Below are 16,938 nucleotides of genomic sequence, written 5' to 3'. Positions count from 1 at the left end.
GATTGCTGTTCTTAATAATGGCATTTCTGGCACTCCAGACCACCGATGTCTTCCACGGTAACTTTGTCCCGCGTTCCGGCCTGAATTTCCTCGTGGTAGTTTTCGTACGCTTGGTAGTACTCATTACCCGCAAACTGCACTTCCGTCTGGCGGTGACAGTTGATACACCATCCCATAGATAGAGGTGACCACTGGTAAACCTTCTCCATTTCTTCTACCGGACCGTGACAAGTCTGACACTCCACCTTACCCACTGACACGTGTTGTGCGTGGTTGAAGTAAGCGTGATCAGGTAAGTTGTGAATACGTACCCAGTTGATAGGACCAGCAATTTTATCATCATCCAGATCTTCGCTGGTCAAAGCACTAACGATGCCTTCCCACTGCTCTTCGATCAGGTTTTCTCCTTCATCATCCATGCCACCAGTAGTTTGTACGTACTGATCAGCAATCCATTTCTTGTAGATCGCCTCAATCTCGTCGTTCTCCAACTGGTCGTAGCCGTCGATGTATTTATCCGTACTTGGATCATAACCTACAGAAGCGTAGATTTTCGTCAATTCCGCGGTACCGTATTGGGAGCCGTTCTTGATGGCTTTATGACAATTCATACAGGTATTCGCTGCAGGAATGACCGAATGCTTAGAGCGGCGTGCACCATCGTGACAGTACTGACAGTCGATCTGCTGAATACCCGCGTGAGTGGCGTGCGAGAACTTGATTGGCTGCGTAGGCTCGTAACCTTGCTGACGACCTAGTGCGATGGCATTGTTTACCGTAGTATAACCACCGAGCACCACCAGTGCAAAAATCACAAAAGCGATAACCCCGCGGCTGGTCAATACTTCTACCAGCGTACGGCGCTGTACTGCTGCACCGGTTTCCTTCACCTTAATCATGTAGTTAAGGTTAGAAACAACACGCGCTAGTACGATGGCCAGTAAGCCAAGTAGTGCTGCCAGACCGACGAACATCCAGGTGTTGTCTTTGGGAGGAGTGTTTGTTATTACCCCTCCTTCTTGTCCTGGAATTTTTGGAGGATAAGTGCCGTCATACACTCCCTGGATGTAAGCCAAGGTATTGGCAATATCATCATCCGAAAGATTGAGGAACGAGTTCATTACAGTAGGGCCCCATTCTGACCACAATTGAGCAGCGCGCTCATTGTCGCCAGCGGCGATCATCGCCTGAGAGTTACGGATCCAGGAATAGAGTGCTTCATCGCCGCCGTAATCGGCCCAACGTTCTGGTGCACCACCGAGGGCAGGACCAGTAAGATTGGTTTTCATGTCGCCAGCGTGGCAAGCCGCACAATTGTTACGGAATATCGTTTTACCTGCTTCAAGGTCTTGGCCAAACAAGCCGTAGCTGCTCAGTACGATACCAAGAAGGAGTAAAAAGCGGTGTGTCAAAGACTTATACGTCATCGGTAGTGACCTTTATTACTTTTTCTGTTCAAACACAAAAATTCCAGCTGCCTGAAATCGGGGCAAAGATAATTTTGTGACATTTCTTTAACAAACTAATTGCAAAACATATACTCTATTTAGACAAGTTCTAAACAAAGCGCCCGATTTGGCCGTTTCTCGGAAATTTCGGGCAGACAACCTTTGTTGTCTATAATATTTACAAAAAGCACATTTAATGCGCTGAATAACAAGCCTCTCCTTTTTTCAAACCGCAATGGGCGCTTTGATGGCTGGGTGAGGATCATAGTTTTCCAACTGGATATCATCGTAGGAGAAAGCAAAAATATTTTTGATCTCCGGATTCAATTTCAACTTCGGTAAAGGACGAATGTCTCTGCTCAACTGCAGTTTCGTCTGTTCAAGGTGATTATTATAAAGGTGTGCGTCGCCAAAGGTGTGAACAAAATCACCCGCCTCCAAGTCACACACCTGCGCTACCATCTCCGTCAACAAAGCATAACTGGCAATGTTAAAAGGTACGCCCAAAAATACATCTGCTGAACGCTGGTACAACTGGCAGGACAAGCGCCCTTCCGCCACATAAAACTGGAACAAAGAATGGCAGGGCGGCAAACCCGCTTTGACCATTCCAGGAATATCCGGTGGATTCCAGGCAGAAACGAGGTGCCGACGCGAGTCGGGATTCCGCTTGATCGCTGCTACCACTTCGGTGATCTGGTCAACGCCGCCAAAATCGCGCCACTGCTTTCCGTAAACGGGACCTAGTTCTCCCCATTTAGCAGCAAAAGCATCCTCCTCTTTTACTTGCTGGACAAACTCCTTCAAAGCCGTTTTCCATTCCTGGCTATAGCGTGGGTATTTCTCGGCCAAGCCATTTTCATTAAGATAGTGCTGAAAAGGCCACTCGTTCCAAATATTGACACCGTTGCGTACCAAGTATTTGATATTGGTATCTCCTTTAAGAAACCAAAGCAATTCGTAAACTACACTTTTGAAATGAACCTTCTTCGTGGTGAGGAGAGGGAAGCCTTCGCTGAGCTTGCAACGCATTTGATAACCAAAAACACTCCGCGTACCGGTACCCGTGCGATCGCCCTTATCGGTACCTTGTTCAAGAATATGCTGGAGTAGTTCGTGGTATGCTCTCATCTAAGACTAACAGCTGCTTTGCTGTTTTGTGCAGCGGCGAAGGTAGTTATTATTTTGCTTTTCTGTGACACAAGTTTTCCACAATCACCTCTGCTTGCCCAAGTTCAAGGAGTTATCTATTGAAATAGTCCTGGTAAAATTACAATTCCCCGTCCTTCAGCTAACAGTATAGCTCCATAGCGTTGGGTATAAAACCCGACGCTATGGAGCTATGGAGCGGTGTCGATCTTTAAAACAGATGCTCTTACTCTGGCAAAACTCCTAGCCCACCAAAAGCAACTTGCCCTTGCTCCGATCCGGGTGTTAGTAACTTGGATACCAGGTAAAAAGGTTGATCTGCTGCTACCTTTGCTTTTTTATTGAGCGGGCTCTCCAAGTGGAGGCGATCATTCTTCCGACCCTTGCCTTCGTCTTCCCAACTGGCCAACACCTCCCCTTCCGGTGAGCCTGCCCGCAATTCAAAACGATAATTCAAAGGTGAAGACGCATTGCAGAACAAATCTAGATTTACATGTTCTACCCCCGTCAGATCAAACCCGGGCAGTTTCAGCCAGCCGTCTTGTGGCAACAACTCCCATACTTCCATTTCTTTCCAATCACCCTTGCGGAATCCTTCGCCTTGTTCCCATTCGTTGACGTTGAAGTAATTATCCCGCAGCACTTTGGCGATACTCGTTGTCAGCGGCTTGATGCCTTCTTTGGGCGCATCCGTATAGGTGGCCCAAAGTTGCAGTGTAGACTGCCAAGACTTGGGGTTGCCCCCAATGATGGTACCCTCCCTTGGCAGAGACGCTACGGTGGAAGCAGGTGCATCAACAGAGAGTATCCATTCCACAATCAGCGCAGCTTCGGCGGGAGAAATTGTTGGGTGAGGAGCCATAGCCGCTTCCCCCCAAACACCACCTCCTCCTTTGATTATTTTTTCGCTCAGGTAGACCGTGGCGGCTTTTTCCTCGCGATAGCGATTGGCGATCTGCTGGTAGCTTGGGCCGATTGATTTTTCCCGCTCTTTATGGCAGGATGCACAATCCAGGCTCGCTATTAGGCTTTCTCCTACTTTGTTTCCTATGCCTTGCAAGTGCCCCTCTGAGACTTCAACATCACGGGTATATTTCGTTTGGATCATTAAGTTCTCCTCCAACACCGCGTCATCATCGGTGACCGCTACCCGGTAATTAATCGGCTGCCCTTTGAAGTAGATATCCTGGTTTCCTTCCACGACCACCTCTACATTGGGGGCTTCATTGCCAGCATAAACCAGCAAAGTTTCGCTCAAGCGCAAGCCACCTTCTGTATCTTTTACCCGACAACTGACCTGGTAATTGCCCTCTTCCTCCAGGGTCAGTGACAAATGCGGCTCCGTCGTTTCGTAAACCTCATAACCTACCTGCCATTCGTAGCTCAATTGCTGTCCCTCTGGATCGGAAACAAGCAGCTCCGCCTCTAAAGCAAAAGGCAGCTTACCCGAAAGTTTGTTGACAAAAATGGAATCGATCTGTGGTGGACGGTTACCAGGGTAAAAGTCTATCCTGGAGATACCCGCATCCGGATTTCTGGAAAACCAGCCGCTTCCGTATTCCAGCAAATAGATGCGACCATCTGGTCCTACTTCCATGTCAATGATATTGTGAAACTCTTCTTCCGGAAGGAAAGGCTCCAACTTATCCAAAGTACCATCCTCGTGCATGCTGGTCAGCAGTATCCAATTCCGAATCCAGTCGTAGATAAAAAGCTTCCCTTTATAATAATTAGGATAGCGAGTCGCTTCGGCGTAAAGGTCGGGGTAGTACACCGGGCCAGCCATCGCGTTGCGGCCACCACTGCCCACAGCTGGAAACTCCTCGGATTCTCCGTAAGGGTACCAAATAAAGGCAGGCTGTGCGGGCGGCAATTGCTGTAGTCCGGTATTGTTGCGCGAATCATTGATGGGTGCTTGCGGGTCATAAGCGGGCCCAGCCACGCCATTATTGTAATTGTACTGGTGATAAGCGTAGTTGTTGCCCACAAACAAAGGCCAGCCAAAGAAGCCCGCTGCTTTTGCCTGATTCACTTCGTCGTACCCACGCGGCCCGCGGGTCTCAGCATTATCAATGCGGGCATCCGGGCCTACTTCCCCCCAGTAGAGGTTACCGTTCTTGGCATCCACCGAAATGCGGTAAGGATTCCGATTACCCATCACGTAAATTTCTGGACGGGTTTGTGGTGTGCCTTCGGGAAAGAGATTTCCTTCCGGTATGGTATAACTGCCGTCGGGTTGAACTTCAATGCGTAGGATTTTGCCGCGCAAGTCATTGGTGTTTCCTGAACTACGACGGGCATCGTAAGGCTCGTGTCCTGGGCGCTCATCCAGTGGCGCGTAGCCCTTATTGACAAACTGTTGGCCGCTCTCGTCGAAGGGCGTGGAGTTGTCGCCCGTGGAGAGGAACAGGTATTTACCGTCTCCGCTGAAAGCAATGGAGCCGCCGGTATGGCAGCAGATATTGCGGTCGGAAGCAACCTCCAATACGATTTTCTCGCTAGCAAAATCCAAACTGTCGCCTCGGAAGGTAAAACGCGAAAGCCGATTGACGGAAGTATCCGCCGGGCTGTAGTACATAAAAACGTGTCCTGTTTGGGCAAAGTCGGGCGAAGCCTGCACCCCCATGAGGCCTTCTTCGGCGTTGACGCCCTCCACCTCTGCTTCGAAATACACATCTAGCTTGCCTAAGCTGCGTAACTGGTTGCTTCCTGTAGCGTAGTATTTGATCTCTCCGCGTCGCTCTACCACCAGCATATCCAGGTTGGGCAAGATGGTAAACTCGGTGGGTTCCGTCAACTGGCCCTGGATGAGCATGGTACGCTCTACCCTATTGTCTTCGGGACGCCGCTGTGCCGAGATGTTTTCCAACTGATAAGGTTTGTTTTCACCAATAGCATACTGAATGCCTCCCAGAAGGTGCTGTAGAAAAGCTTCTTCCTCGTAGCTCTCCTCGGTATGCCCAAGGGCGGTATACCAGGCACGGCCACCATCGTATTCGTGGTACCAGGCGATGGGGTGCTCTGCTCCGTTTGTCCCACCCGTGTACGATGTTTCATCCAGGTTCAGCAAGACATTTACTTTGCTGTACAAGTTTTTAAAGTTGTACCACTCATCCGTTCTCACCCAATCATGCGGCAGGTGCTGGGTAGAAATATGTGTACTATCGACACAAGTAATGTGCGCCTCCTGGATCTTGGGATGGCTGGCAAATTGCGCGCCCACCAAGCGATTGAACCAGCCCCACTGGTACTCCGTATCTGTAGCCGCATGGATCCCCACAAAACCCCGGCCAGCCTGGATGTATCTTTGAAAGTCGGCCTCTTGGGTATCATCCAGCACATCTTCCGTTGTACTCAGAAAAATGACGGCTGCGTATTGCTGCAAATTTTCTTCATTGATCAGGGTAGCATCTTCCGTAGTATCTACCAAAAAACCGTTGACTTCTCCCAATTTGCGAATCGCCTCCTGCCCTTTGGGAATGGATGCGTGGCGATAGCCATCCGTTTTGGAGAAGACCAATACCCGCGGCGGCCCACCAGGAGCATCGCAGGAATAGAAACATAAAACAGCTAAAAGCAATAGGAAACTGCTACTTTTCAGGAGCAATAGAAAAAACCTTTTCATGAAGATGGCGATTGATGATGTAGTATTAAGTGCCTAAATTAAGGTAAGTTTTTTATTTTCACAGAATAAGCGTTCCTCAATCACGTGTTTTATGAAGTCAAGTCGCCTATTCTGCTGTTGTTTTTAATTCAATACACCACCAACACCTCCCCACTTCGCTGCTGGGTGGTACCGTCCAAGACTTCCAAAGTCATCGTGTAAACGTAAATCCCGGCCGGAGCAACTTTCCCACCAATCTTACCATTCCAGAGGCCGGTAGTCGAATTGGGAGCCTGATCAAAAGTCTCGTAGACCAATCCGCCCCAGCGGTCGAAGATGCGGATTTCCTGGATGTTGGAATAGCAGGATTTGGCAAACACCTGAAAGTGATCATTCACGCCATCCTGGTTCGGGCTGAAGACGTTGGGGATAAATACCTTGGTACAGGGCAAAACCTCCACATTAAAGGCAAGACTATCGGTGCAGCCTGAGGGCTGGTCAATGCCTGTAAGGGTATAGATGCCGCTCTGCAATGGCTGAAAAACGGGGTTCGGGCAGTCGCTACAAGAAAAGGCCTCCGGTGGAGCCCAAGAAAAACCGGGATCGTTGCTCAAACTACTCGTTGCTTGTAGGGCTATGGTTGCGCCCAATTCCAGGGTTAGATCGCTCACATTGAGTGCAACATCAATGCCCGCAGTTGCTATGTTAGTAATGACTATACTGTCACAGCCCGCTGCCGTCGTGAGGCTGTCTATGTATGTGCCTGCTGCGGTGTAAGTATTCGTACCTACCAGCAAGCTTTCGCCAAAACACAGGAAGACATCGTTGACAATGTTTTGTGGTTCCTGGCTAACGATCTGATAAGGTTGGAGCATCGGACAAGGTCCCGACATATCCAAGGTGTCGGTAAAGTTGATACTGTTGTAATAAACCTGGCCTCCTACACTTACGCTATCCCCGGAACAGAAGGTTATATTTATCGTAGGCAACACCGGGTTTTCGCCGACAAGGGTGGTAATAACGGTACTATCATTACAAGAATTCAACAAAGGAATCAAATCTTCATAGGTGCCTGCGGAGGAATAAGTATTACTTCCTACCTCGATAATTCCTCCAGGGAGATCGCACAAATCAAATACTTGTTCCGTCAAGGGATTACACAGACGTAAGCTAAAATCATCAATCACCAAATCATTGCCACATCCGCCGGGAGCATTGTTTGTTACCACTATTTGCATGCTGGTTTGCATTTGACCCGTGCGAAAAGTAATACCATATTCGTTCCATTCCAGCGTAGTGCTTACCGGAATACTTCCCGTAGTAATGGTGCCTAATGATGTTCCCGTGGTCGAATCAAAAAGGGTAAAGCGCAGATCTGGCTCCCTACTGTTGCCGCCACATGCCGTAGGCACCACAATATTAGCTACGTAGCAACTGAAAACATAATTCGTATTGGGACAAAGGTTCTCCAGGTCCGTCTGAAAAAACACACCTGCATCATCCGAAGCATCAAAAAGCAACATGTACCCATCGGTATCATTGGGAGTATGATCGGGTGCGCTGTGCCAAAGGGCACCATTTTGACCACTGTCGTTGGTGACATAATAACGGCCGCCAGCGCCCAACCCAAAGGTGTAAGTCGTAAATCCCGCCGGCAGTTCCGGACCCGGATTGGGGCCACTGCCAAAATCTTCTACAAAAATGATGGGGCCTAAGCTTCCATTGCATACTTGCGCATCGCTAGGAAGCATAGACACACACAGGAAAAAGAGAAGGGCTGTTCTGGAAGAAACACGAAGTAAAGACTTTCTAAAAGCGCATTTATTGCTGATTAGGAACATAAGTATTGAGGGTTTAGCCCCAAAATAAAAAGGCCGAATAGTTTTTTGCTATCCGGCCTCCTGTTTTAACTTTAGATTAAAGGAGCAGAAAGTCCTGCCCAAGCCTACTTCTTAAAAACCTCTGAAAAGAGTGCCTTCATCGCTTCCCACGATTTCTCGTCGGCTTCTTTGTTGTAGGCCAGCGGTAGGTCAAATTTTTCGCCGTAAGCGTCGGCACCCTGGCTCGTAAACGCGTGTACCGCGCCTTCGTAATTGACGAATTGATAATCGGCTCCAGCTTTGTCCATGGCTGCGGTGTAGGCCGCAATTTGTTCAGGGGTAACGAAAGGATCAGCAGCACCATTCAAAACCAAGACTTTAGCGGTCGTTTTACCTTTTTCCGGCATCACCGGTAAACCCAAGCTACCGTGGAATGAGGCCACTGCGTCCAGGTCAGCTCCGGTATTCGCCATCGACAGCACCACGCCTCCACCGAAGCAGTAACCAATAGCACCAATCTCTTCACTAGCTACTTTGGGATGGTTTTTCAGTACTTCCAGCGCAGCGTTGAAGCGCGCTTCTGCTGTAGGAAAATTCTGCATGACGCTCATGGCAAATTTACCAGCATCATCGGGGTGATCCGCTTGCTTGCCATCGCCGTACATGTCTACGGCCAAAGCTACGTAACCAAGTTCTGCCAACATTTTGGCGCGTTTACGCACGTAGTCGTTGTGGCCCCACCATTCATGAACAACCAAAATACCGGGACGCTTTCCGGTAGCATTTTCGTCGTAAGCGATATAACCGATCATCTCGGTGGTATCCGCTTTATAGCTTACTTCTTCGCCCACAATTTTGGGCTCTATTGTCGCTTCTTCTGTGGTGGCTTCATCAGTAGCAGGAGTATTATCTGCACCGCAGGCCGTAATAAAAAACATTGCTCCTGTGAAAAACAGGATGTAAAAGGCTTTCATAGTAGTGAATTTTAATTTTCTCAAATGGATGCCTCTTAAACAGTAATTATTGCGAGTTGTTCAACTCAAGACCCCACCCTCACAATTTGTTCTTTTTCCAGCAGTTGCATCAATTCATCTTCCGTAAAATAGCGATAATCAACACTTAACAAAGGCTCGGCCGCTGCATTTCCACGTTGCATGGTGTAGTCCTCGCGCAAGATCAATCCGGCAGCATCGTAAGTACGGGTGACTACGATATTTTTGCTGCCCATTTCTGTCCATCTACGCTCCACCACCCGATTTTGCGTATCATAAACAAGCACCATCTTCTCATTGACTTGCCTGCGACCCAAGTAGGTAATCCTTAAATCAGTCGCTTTCTCCTCGCGATCATAACTTATCCTCACTTTAGCTTTTGTCGAGCCTCCCTCCCCTTGCAAACGGACAATATCATACAGATTACTCGGCGTACTTACCTGTACTTTGGTAAATCGCCAATCGCGTTTGCTTTCCAATAAATACTCCAGGGAATGGAAGTAGACGTATTGCTCCCATTTGTCCAATGACCCCGCTTTCAGATTCCCCTCCGTATCGAAGTCAATGGTTCCATCTGCCGACTTGGCGTTAGGGCCCATTGACCTTATTTCCAAATGTGAAAGGACATTTGGTTCCAAGGCCAGGTTGTCCAGGTACCGAATGGCGATCCCCCACATACTCTCGGAGGGGACAGAGTAAGAGCCTTCTGCAATCGAGTACACCCTTTCTGTATCGCCTGCTCCCATCACTACAATCGCATCTGCGCCCATGGCCTGCGCTTTGCTCGTCAAACGATCCATTAATGTACTTAAGTTTGATTGATGACTGGTACGTGACTCCTTTACCATGCCCAGTCGCAGGTAATCCTTTTCGGGCATCTTTTCTCCCGCAAAAAACAGTTCCAGTTCCTTGTCTTGTTTGGCCAGCGGCAGGGCCGTTAGTTGTCCTTGAAAAGATTGTTCATAGGGGCGATAAACATAGCACGACGAGCAAACAATGGTTATTAAAAAAAGTAGAGCAACGTTACGCATAGTAGTAAGTTTGAGCGATGTGAAACAATTATTAAAACAACAATTACGCGATTAAGACAGTTCGTCGATTCCATGAACAGCAGCCTTTGCCGCTTAATCAGCTATCCTGAAAATCGACAATCATACATTAACAAAAGTAGCACTATCAGGCTATTTAACAGAAGTTTAACGCTTTGAGCAAGCCCGACAGCACAAATTCTCCGGGTATTTTGGGGCCATCTCGGCAAAGCCGAGACCGGGTCGTCCGCTACTATGTGCTCGCTGTCGCTTGCGCGCATACCGCTACCACCCCTTGTCCGAGTGCTCAGCTAAGGGGTGGGGAGCTTTACGTCTTGTGGCATTCCCAATTCGCAGTGTAAATGCATCAATGTATTTATACGAATGGCATTCCCGTTCAGCATTGTGCTGCCGCTGTCGGAGGGGGCAAATCCTGTTTGGCGCATTAAAGCGCCCGCACCAATGTATCAAAATAAGTGTACATCCCTCTTACCTCTTGCTCCATTTCAGGAGATAGCCCTGCCAGGGGGAACTCCAGGGAATGAGGCTCATTGCGCCAGAAGATGGTAAAATGTGGCGGATAGGTAGCAAATTGCGAAAAGCGTTTGAAGAAGGGTTCGTTCAAAGTACCGCCGCCGCGAGAGGGCTCACCCATTTTTGCGGTAGCTACATCGTCTTTCAAAAGTTCGTGGTAGCGCAGGCCCAACTCGGTGAAACCAACGGGCTTATCCGGGAAAGCACGTCGCAGGGCGGCTATCACCTCCAGACCTTTCAGGAGTACCTCGCGACGATGGCTCAATAGGGCCTCCTTTTTGGCACTCAGGTTATTGGCGTAGCAGTCAATACCCAAGATATCTATCGCTTCGGGATGGATGCCCCTGGTGTATAGGCTGACTAAATCCGCCTCTTCTTGGAACCAACTGCCAGCGATATTTGGTGACCAGGCGTAAACCAGGTTTTGGACACCGCAGGTTGTTTCCAGATACGTGCGGGTATTTTTCCACAGTTTCCAGAACAGCTCCGCAGCTTCGTTCGGATTGTCCGAAAAACGATCGATGGCCCACCAAAACCAGTGGCCGTTGGCTTCGTGGTAAGGTCGAAAAATGGCCACGATTCCTTCTTCCGCCAGAGAATTCGCAAAATCGGCGATCCGCTGCAGCTTGGCTTGCATGGTCGTCAGCACTTGCCGTTGTGTCTCCGTGAGGCTAGAGGGCCACTCCGCAGCGGATAAATGCAGGTGCTTCGCCAAGCTCACCAATAGCGCAGGCTCTTCATCCGTCTTGGTAGCCGCAAAAGGATCGACGCCTGGCATTTCGTAGATGCTCTTGTCGCCGTGGACGGGATGAAAGGCATGCCAGACCAAAACAGGGACAACTCCCTCTTGATGAAAAGCCGTGAGGTGCTCGACCAAGACCTCGAAAGCTGGCTGACGTTGCAGGAAACTATGCTGCTGGTCCTCTGCTGCCCGCGCTCTGGTTTCGGGAAGCCCCTCCACCACGTGTGCCAAATCGTACTGTACCAGCCGTGGCAAGTGGATATGAGCAGCCGCGGGAGCAATACCCAAAGCCAACTGCTGAGCGGCGTACTCTGCCTTGTGGAAGATCAAATCGGAGGTGCTTTCTGCCTGAAGCTCACTACTAGATGGATGCTTTTCGTGCAGGCGAACGCCCGCTCGGCCACACAGGGTGGGCTCGGTAAAGCCTAGCCAACTGGCTCCGGCGTGCTGCATTTGGGTTAAAAGATCCTGGCGACGAGTTTGCCAAACGGAGGAAGATTGTTTCATGATGCTAAAGTACAGTGTTAAAACGAATGTTGCATTTATTTTTGTGCTGTCCCCGGGGTTTGTAAATTTGCGGCGCTCCACTTACAAATAGCTAACAATTAGACATGACTGACCATATTGCCAAAGTTTTTAACGGGGAGACCACACTTGGCATCCTGGGCGGTGGCCAACTCGGTAAAATGATGGCCCTGCCTGCTGCTAATTGGCACCTGCCTTACTGGATACTGGATAAAGACGAGACGGTATCGGCAGCTCCTTACGCGACTCGCTTTGTGGCGGGTGATTTTCGTAAAGAAGAAGATGTGCTGCGCTTTGGCCGCCAGGTAGACGTGCTCACCATTGAGATTGAGCACGTGCATACGGGGGCTTTGCACCAGTTGGTGAAGGAAGGAGTGATCGTACATCCAGCCCCTGATGTGCTGGACATCATCAAAGACAAAGGGGCGCAAAAGTTGTTTTACCAAAAACACCAGCTTCCCAGTTCGCCTTTCATACTGCTGGATAACGAAGATGCTATCCAGCAAGCTGTTGAGGACGGTCGTATTCAATTGCCTTTTGTGCAAAAAAGCCGAACGGGCGGCTATGATGGCCGTGGGGTAACGGTGATAAAAACACCCGATGACCTGGCCAACAACCTGCTTCCTGGTCCAGCCTTGATTGAAGAATTGGTCGATATAGAAAAGGAGCTGGCAGTAGTGGTAGCGCGTAATGCCGATGGTGAAATGAAGTCATTCCCAGTGGTGGAAATGGTCTTCGATCCCGTTGCTAACCTCGTAGATTATCTGCTCGCGCCCGCCCAAATCACCCAGGAGCTGGAGCAAAAAGCCATTGCACTGGCAGAAAAGACGGCGGCAGCCTACGGGTTGAGTGGATTGCTGGCTGTAGAATTGTTCCTGACCAAAAGCGGTGAGTTGCTCATCAACGAAGTAGCTCCACGACCTCACAACAGCGGCCACCACACCATAGAAAGCTGCCTGACAAGTCAGTTTGAGCAACATCTGCGCGGCGTACTCAACCTGCCGCTGGGAGACACGCGACTGTTACAAACAGCAGTAATGCTCAACATTCTGGGTGAGCCAGGTGCCAGTGGGCCCGCCAACTACAGCGGCATGAAGGAAGTGCTGAGCATCCCGGATGTGTTTGTGCATTTGTACGGAAAAAAGGAAACGAGGCCCTTCCGGAAAATGGGGCATGTGACGATCATGGCCGCTAACCCACAGGAAGCACTGTTAAAGGCGGAACAGGTCAAAGCTGCGCTGAAGTGTGGGGAGAAGTAGTAGAGGGTAATGTATCAAATATTAAGGTAAAATAGGTTTCGCGGGCTTTAGTCCGCATATCGAGAGCAATGATGACGCAGGCGGACTAAAGCCCGCGGAACCTAATTATTTTACATAAAAAAACGATCCACAATGATCAGCATAATAATGGGTTCAGATTCGGATTTACCGATCATGCGGCAAGCTGCCGACGTACTGGAAGAGCTGGGGCTCGCCTTTGAGTTGACCATCGTATCGGCACACCGGACGCCGGAGCGGATGTTTTCTTTTGCCCAAGGGGCGCACGAGCGCGGCATCCAGGTGATTATTGCCGGAGCAGGCGGTGCAGCGCATCTGCCTGGGATGGTGGCCTCTTTGTCGCCACTGCCGGTGATTGGGGTGCCGATCAAGTCGTCCAATTCTATTGACGGGTGGGATTCGATGCTTTCGATCTTGCAGATGCCCAATGGTGTACCAGTGGCTACGGTGGCCGTCAATGCGGCAAAGAATGCAGGTATACTGGCAGCACAAATTTTGGGAGCGCAGGACATCGCCATTCGTCAGCGATTGATAGACTACAAAAAGTCGATGGCCGAAGGAGTGGCGATAAAATACGACCAACTGGAAGCTAAAGGGTACAAAGCGTATCTTGAGGAGAAAAAGTAATTGCTTATGTGGCGTTTACCGTTCTTTTTACTGCTGCTTGTATTTATCATAAGTGCCTGTCAGGCTGACCCTGCACCGAGCGAAGGGAAGGAGGCTCCCCTACCCGACCTTGCTGCCGACTACCAAGACAATCCCTACACCTGGGGCTTTGCTGATCGTGACGGAGAGCTGGCGATTCGCAACAACTTTGATGAGGTTCGTGCCTTTGCAGAAGGACTGGCACTGGTGCGCAAAGATGGCCGCTGGCATTATATCAATAAGTCGGGGCAATTCTCCATGAGCAAAAGTTTCCGGGCAGCGTGGCCTTTTTCTGAGGCGCGCGCACGGGCACAAGCGGATGAAGGTAAATTCGGCTTTATTAACACCCGGGGAGAATGGATCATTGCGCCTGATTATGAAGAACTTACCGACTTTAATAACCAAAGGGCAGCATTCCGTAGAGGCGACCTATACGGCTACCTCAACCCGGAAGGCGAGGTGGTGATTGAGCCCCAATATACCAAAGCCGGCCCCTTTGCCAATGGGCAGGCCGTGGTACGAAAAGACGATCAATACGGCATCATCGATCAGCAAGGTAAAGTCATCATTGATTTTCAATACGAACAACTCAAACCCTTTGTGGCAGGGCTGGCTCGTGCCAGAGAACAGGGGCGCTACGGCTATCTTTCTCCCAAAGGCAAATGGTTGATCCCTCCGCGCTATCGTCAGGCTGCTGATTTCAACGAGGGCCTGGCCGCTGTAGCGGAAGAAGAACGATGGGGTTTGATCGACAAAAAAGGAGAATGGAAAGTAGCTCCTCAGTACGACCAGCTCTTTTATGCTGGTGAAAACCGCTGGATAGCTGCCAACGCCGCCAAGTACCAACTGCTAGACGACGAAGGCAATGAGCTATTGCAAAAATCATTGGACGAGATTCACTCCTTTAGTGATGGCCTCGCTGCTTATCGCGACCTTGAACTTTGGGGCTATCTCCGCCCCGATGGTTCGATCCTGAGCTCACCTCGCTATTATCTGGCCTGGGCCTTTACCGAAGGATTGGCAAGAGTAGCTACTGATCGTGGGCTTACTTACATTGATACCAGTGGGTTTCTGCTTTTTAGCCCCAAGTCTTATTATCTAGAGGTGCGGGATTATAGTGAAGGTTTGGCGCCGGTGCAGGTGTATGAGTAGGGTATGGCCGGAGATTGCGAGTTCGAATCCCGTCGGCAGTACATTAATTAACAACAAAATCATTGAGTTGCACTCCTACCCACAGGGATGGTGTTAGCCACTGTCCATTGATCCGTTCAAATTGGCCGGCCAAGAACAAGGGAAAATAAGGATCGTCCTGCCCCATGCCTTGCTCCCCCTCATCGTCTGGGCAAAACAATAAATCCTGAGGGAGTAAGATGGTAGCCAAACCCCTCGTTTGCATCCCGAAATTGATTTCAGAAGGAAGATTGGCAGGAATAAAAATGATTGTTGCCTGCCCGTTGAACATCAAATCACTGTTTTCCGTAGAACTAAAAACTACATCCGCCGCCGCTTGCCCTGAACCTGCGGGGGCTAGCCCGATCACCCTGAATCGTACGATGGTGGGGATAAAATAATAGCCCGAATCTCGCCAGGTTTTTTCCGGACCGTTCCGTGGTTTTTCAAATTCGCCAGATTCCTGGGCTTGTAGACTCGTCCCGGCAATAAATAAAACGCTTAGCAGAAGAAGTATGCGTATCATGAAGATCAAATTGTAAAGTCAATGAATTGGATTATCGCGTGGTAGTAAAAAGGCAGATAAGGTGATTAGTTGGCCACTACCACTTTCTGAACCTGATAAACCCGTCTGTTATCAGACAGCTTGAAAATGTAGAGCCCACCGGGAAGGCTAGAAGTCTCAGCTGTGAAGCTTTGGCTGTTTACCGGTTTTTGTAAAAGCAATTGACCATACAGGTTATACACTTCAAAACTCAACGGATAGTCCTGGGTGCTAAGCTCACAACTGATGGTAGTACCGCTCCAGTAGGGATTAGGAATAATACACTGATTGTCTGCTAACTCAGTGGTAGTCGACGGATCGCTTGCCCGCCAGAAGTAATTGACACGCCGGGTATAGTTTTCGTTTTGCCAACTTGCAGCATCAGCATTCCAAGCTTGCATGCCAGTGCGCTGAACCGGCAAGCGATCGGTATTGAACAAAGAACGGTAGCGCAGAAAATTCTCGTGCGCCAGATTATCGGTATTCCAACGCTGTAATAAAGCTGTATTCTCATTAGTAGAATAATTGTACTGGCTTCTTAAATCAGACTGCCATCCGTTATCCCACTGCTCGAGCACGTAGCTGGTGGTGTTGTTGTCGATATCGATGTTAAAAACTTCTCTGATGTCATTGTCCCACTCCTCGGTCACTACGTTCCACGCTTGAATAACCGATCCAGACCAGACGCCGTTGGCCGTCATGCTGTAATTTTTACGGGTATCATTCACCCAAACGCCCTCCGCTGCGGACCAAACTTGCGAAAGGGTTTGCGAAGGCTGAAGCTGCCCCGCATCCCAGCTCCATACCCTTTGTCGTCTGTTTCGCCATTCTCCGCCGACAAATCGCTCCAAGCGTTGTTGAATAATTCTTCCTTCGGCATTATAGGCAGTGGTTTTCCTGCTGACATTATCCCACAGCTGAGTGGCGGGATTCCAATCTTGTAGCAGCTTTTCAGCTTCAAAGCCGGTGGGAGTATATTGATAGGTCCACTGACGATAATTTTGCAGCTCTCCGCCTACCGGTATCCTTCTCAGTAGGACCGCTAAGCGGCCATTCTCATAGGTGCTATTTTCTTGTTTTATCGGCAGCCAGTTTTCCTCGCTCTCTGACCATTCCTCGAGAAAGAAAAAAGTGATGTTGCCATCCTCATCGTATTCAAAGGTCTGCCGCTTGGAAGGTGCAACTTCATTGGCCGACAGGTAGCGGTAAATAACCGTACTTAGCGGGCGGTTATTCGCATCAAAGCTCTCATTGATCACACGGGTAAGCGGTTCAAAATTAGTGGTTCCTGAAATCCCCTGTTCAATCTCAATAGAGTCACGGACAAAAAAATCGTCAATCTGAGCAAATAAAACTGTTGAAGTCCATGGCAAAAGGAGGAGAAGATGCCATGCTTTTTTAGAAAGTAACATCGCGGTGTTTTTAGTATTTACAATTCATTTATAGCAAGCCTTTAAACA

The 16,938-nt window shown here is 49.3% G+C and carries 12 protein-coding genes; 3 read left to right on the top strand and 9 right to left on the bottom strand.

The window, feature by feature from the left end:
- Window positions 1-11 precede the first annotated feature (11 nt).
- From AB0L18_RS21015 to AB0L18_RS20985, 7 genes are all read right to left on the bottom strand, one after another.
- Window positions 12-1,427, bottom strand: coding sequence for a c-type cytochrome (locus AB0L18_RS21015; RefSeq protein ID WP_367389291.1), 1,416 nt, complete (start codon window positions 1,425-1,427; stop codon window positions 12-14).
- 246 nt (window positions 1,428-1,673) lie between these two features.
- Window positions 1,674-2,579 carry a thymidylate synthase gene (gene thyA / locus AB0L18_RS21010; RefSeq protein ID WP_367389290.1) on the bottom strand — a complete coding sequence of 302 codons (906 nt, stop codon included), beginning with the start codon at window positions 2,577-2,579 and terminating at the stop codon, window positions 1,674-1,676.
- Window positions 2,580-2,823: 244 nt separating this feature from the next.
- Entirely contained in the window at window positions 2,824-6,222 is a 3,399-nt protein-coding gene (locus tag AB0L18_RS21005) for a ThuA domain-containing protein (protein WP_367389289.1), read from the bottom strand.
- 128 nt (window positions 6,223-6,350) lie between these two features.
- Entirely contained in the window at window positions 6,351-8,042 is a 1,692-nt protein-coding gene (locus tag AB0L18_RS21000; RefSeq protein WP_367389288.1) for a gliding motility-associated C-terminal domain-containing protein, read from the bottom strand.
- Window positions 8,043-8,146: 104 nt separating this feature from the next.
- On the bottom strand, window positions 8,147-8,995 hold the full coding sequence (locus tag AB0L18_RS20995) for a dienelactone hydrolase family protein (protein ID WP_367389287.1): 849 nt from the start codon (window positions 8,993-8,995) through the stop codon (window positions 8,147-8,149).
- A gap of 65 nt (window positions 8,996-9,060) precedes the next feature.
- On the bottom strand, window positions 9,061-10,044 hold the full coding sequence (locus AB0L18_RS20990) for a hypothetical protein (RefSeq protein ID WP_367389286.1): 984 nt from the start codon (window positions 10,042-10,044) through the stop codon (window positions 9,061-9,063).
- 442 nt (window positions 10,045-10,486) lie between these two features.
- Window positions 10,487-11,824 (bottom strand): glycosyl hydrolase, encoded by a 1,338-nt coding sequence (locus AB0L18_RS20985; protein WP_367389285.1) that lies wholly within the window; start codon window positions 11,822-11,824, stop codon window positions 10,487-10,489.
- 104 nt (window positions 11,825-11,928) lie between these two features.
- Here AB0L18_RS20985 and AB0L18_RS20980 point away from each other — a divergent pair, with 104 nt between their 5' ends.
- The 3 genes from AB0L18_RS20980 to AB0L18_RS20970 all read left to right on the top strand — a co-directional run bounded on the left by AB0L18_RS20980 (window position 11,929) and on the right by AB0L18_RS20970 (window position 14,916).
- Entirely contained in the window at window positions 11,929-13,101 is a 1,173-nt protein-coding gene (locus AB0L18_RS20980; RefSeq protein WP_367389284.1) for a 5-(carboxyamino)imidazole ribonucleotide synthase, read from the top strand.
- Between the two features lie 132 nt (window positions 13,102-13,233).
- Window positions 13,234-13,746, top strand: coding sequence for a 5-(carboxyamino)imidazole ribonucleotide mutase (gene purE, locus AB0L18_RS20975; protein ID WP_367389283.1), 513 nt, complete (start codon window positions 13,234-13,236; stop codon window positions 13,744-13,746).
- Between the two features lie 6 nt (window positions 13,747-13,752).
- Window positions 13,753-14,916 carry a WG repeat-containing protein gene (locus AB0L18_RS20970; protein WP_367389282.1) on the top strand — a complete coding sequence of 388 codons (1,164 nt, stop codon included), beginning with the start codon at window positions 13,753-13,755 and terminating at the stop codon, window positions 14,914-14,916.
- Window positions 14,917-14,959: 43 nt separating this feature from the next.
- On the opposite strand, the gene AB0L18_RS20965 is transcribed toward AB0L18_RS20970, so the two are convergent.
- On the bottom strand, window positions 14,960-15,460 hold the full coding sequence (locus AB0L18_RS20965; RefSeq protein ID WP_367389281.1) for a hypothetical protein: 501 nt from the start codon (window positions 15,458-15,460) through the stop codon (window positions 14,960-14,962).
- A gap of 65 nt (window positions 15,461-15,525) precedes the next feature.
- Window positions 15,526-16,890, bottom strand: coding sequence for a T9SS type A sorting domain-containing protein (locus tag AB0L18_RS20960; RefSeq protein ID WP_367389280.1), 1,365 nt, complete (start codon window positions 16,888-16,890; stop codon window positions 15,526-15,528).
- Window positions 16,891-16,938 lie beyond the last annotated feature (48 nt).

It is taken from the genome of Lewinella sp. LCG006, assembly GCF_040784935.1.
Taxonomy (GTDB): domain Bacteria; phylum Bacteroidota; class Bacteroidia; order Chitinophagales; family Saprospiraceae; genus Lewinella.
This window is presented reverse-complemented; position numbering and strand designations above follow the sequence as displayed.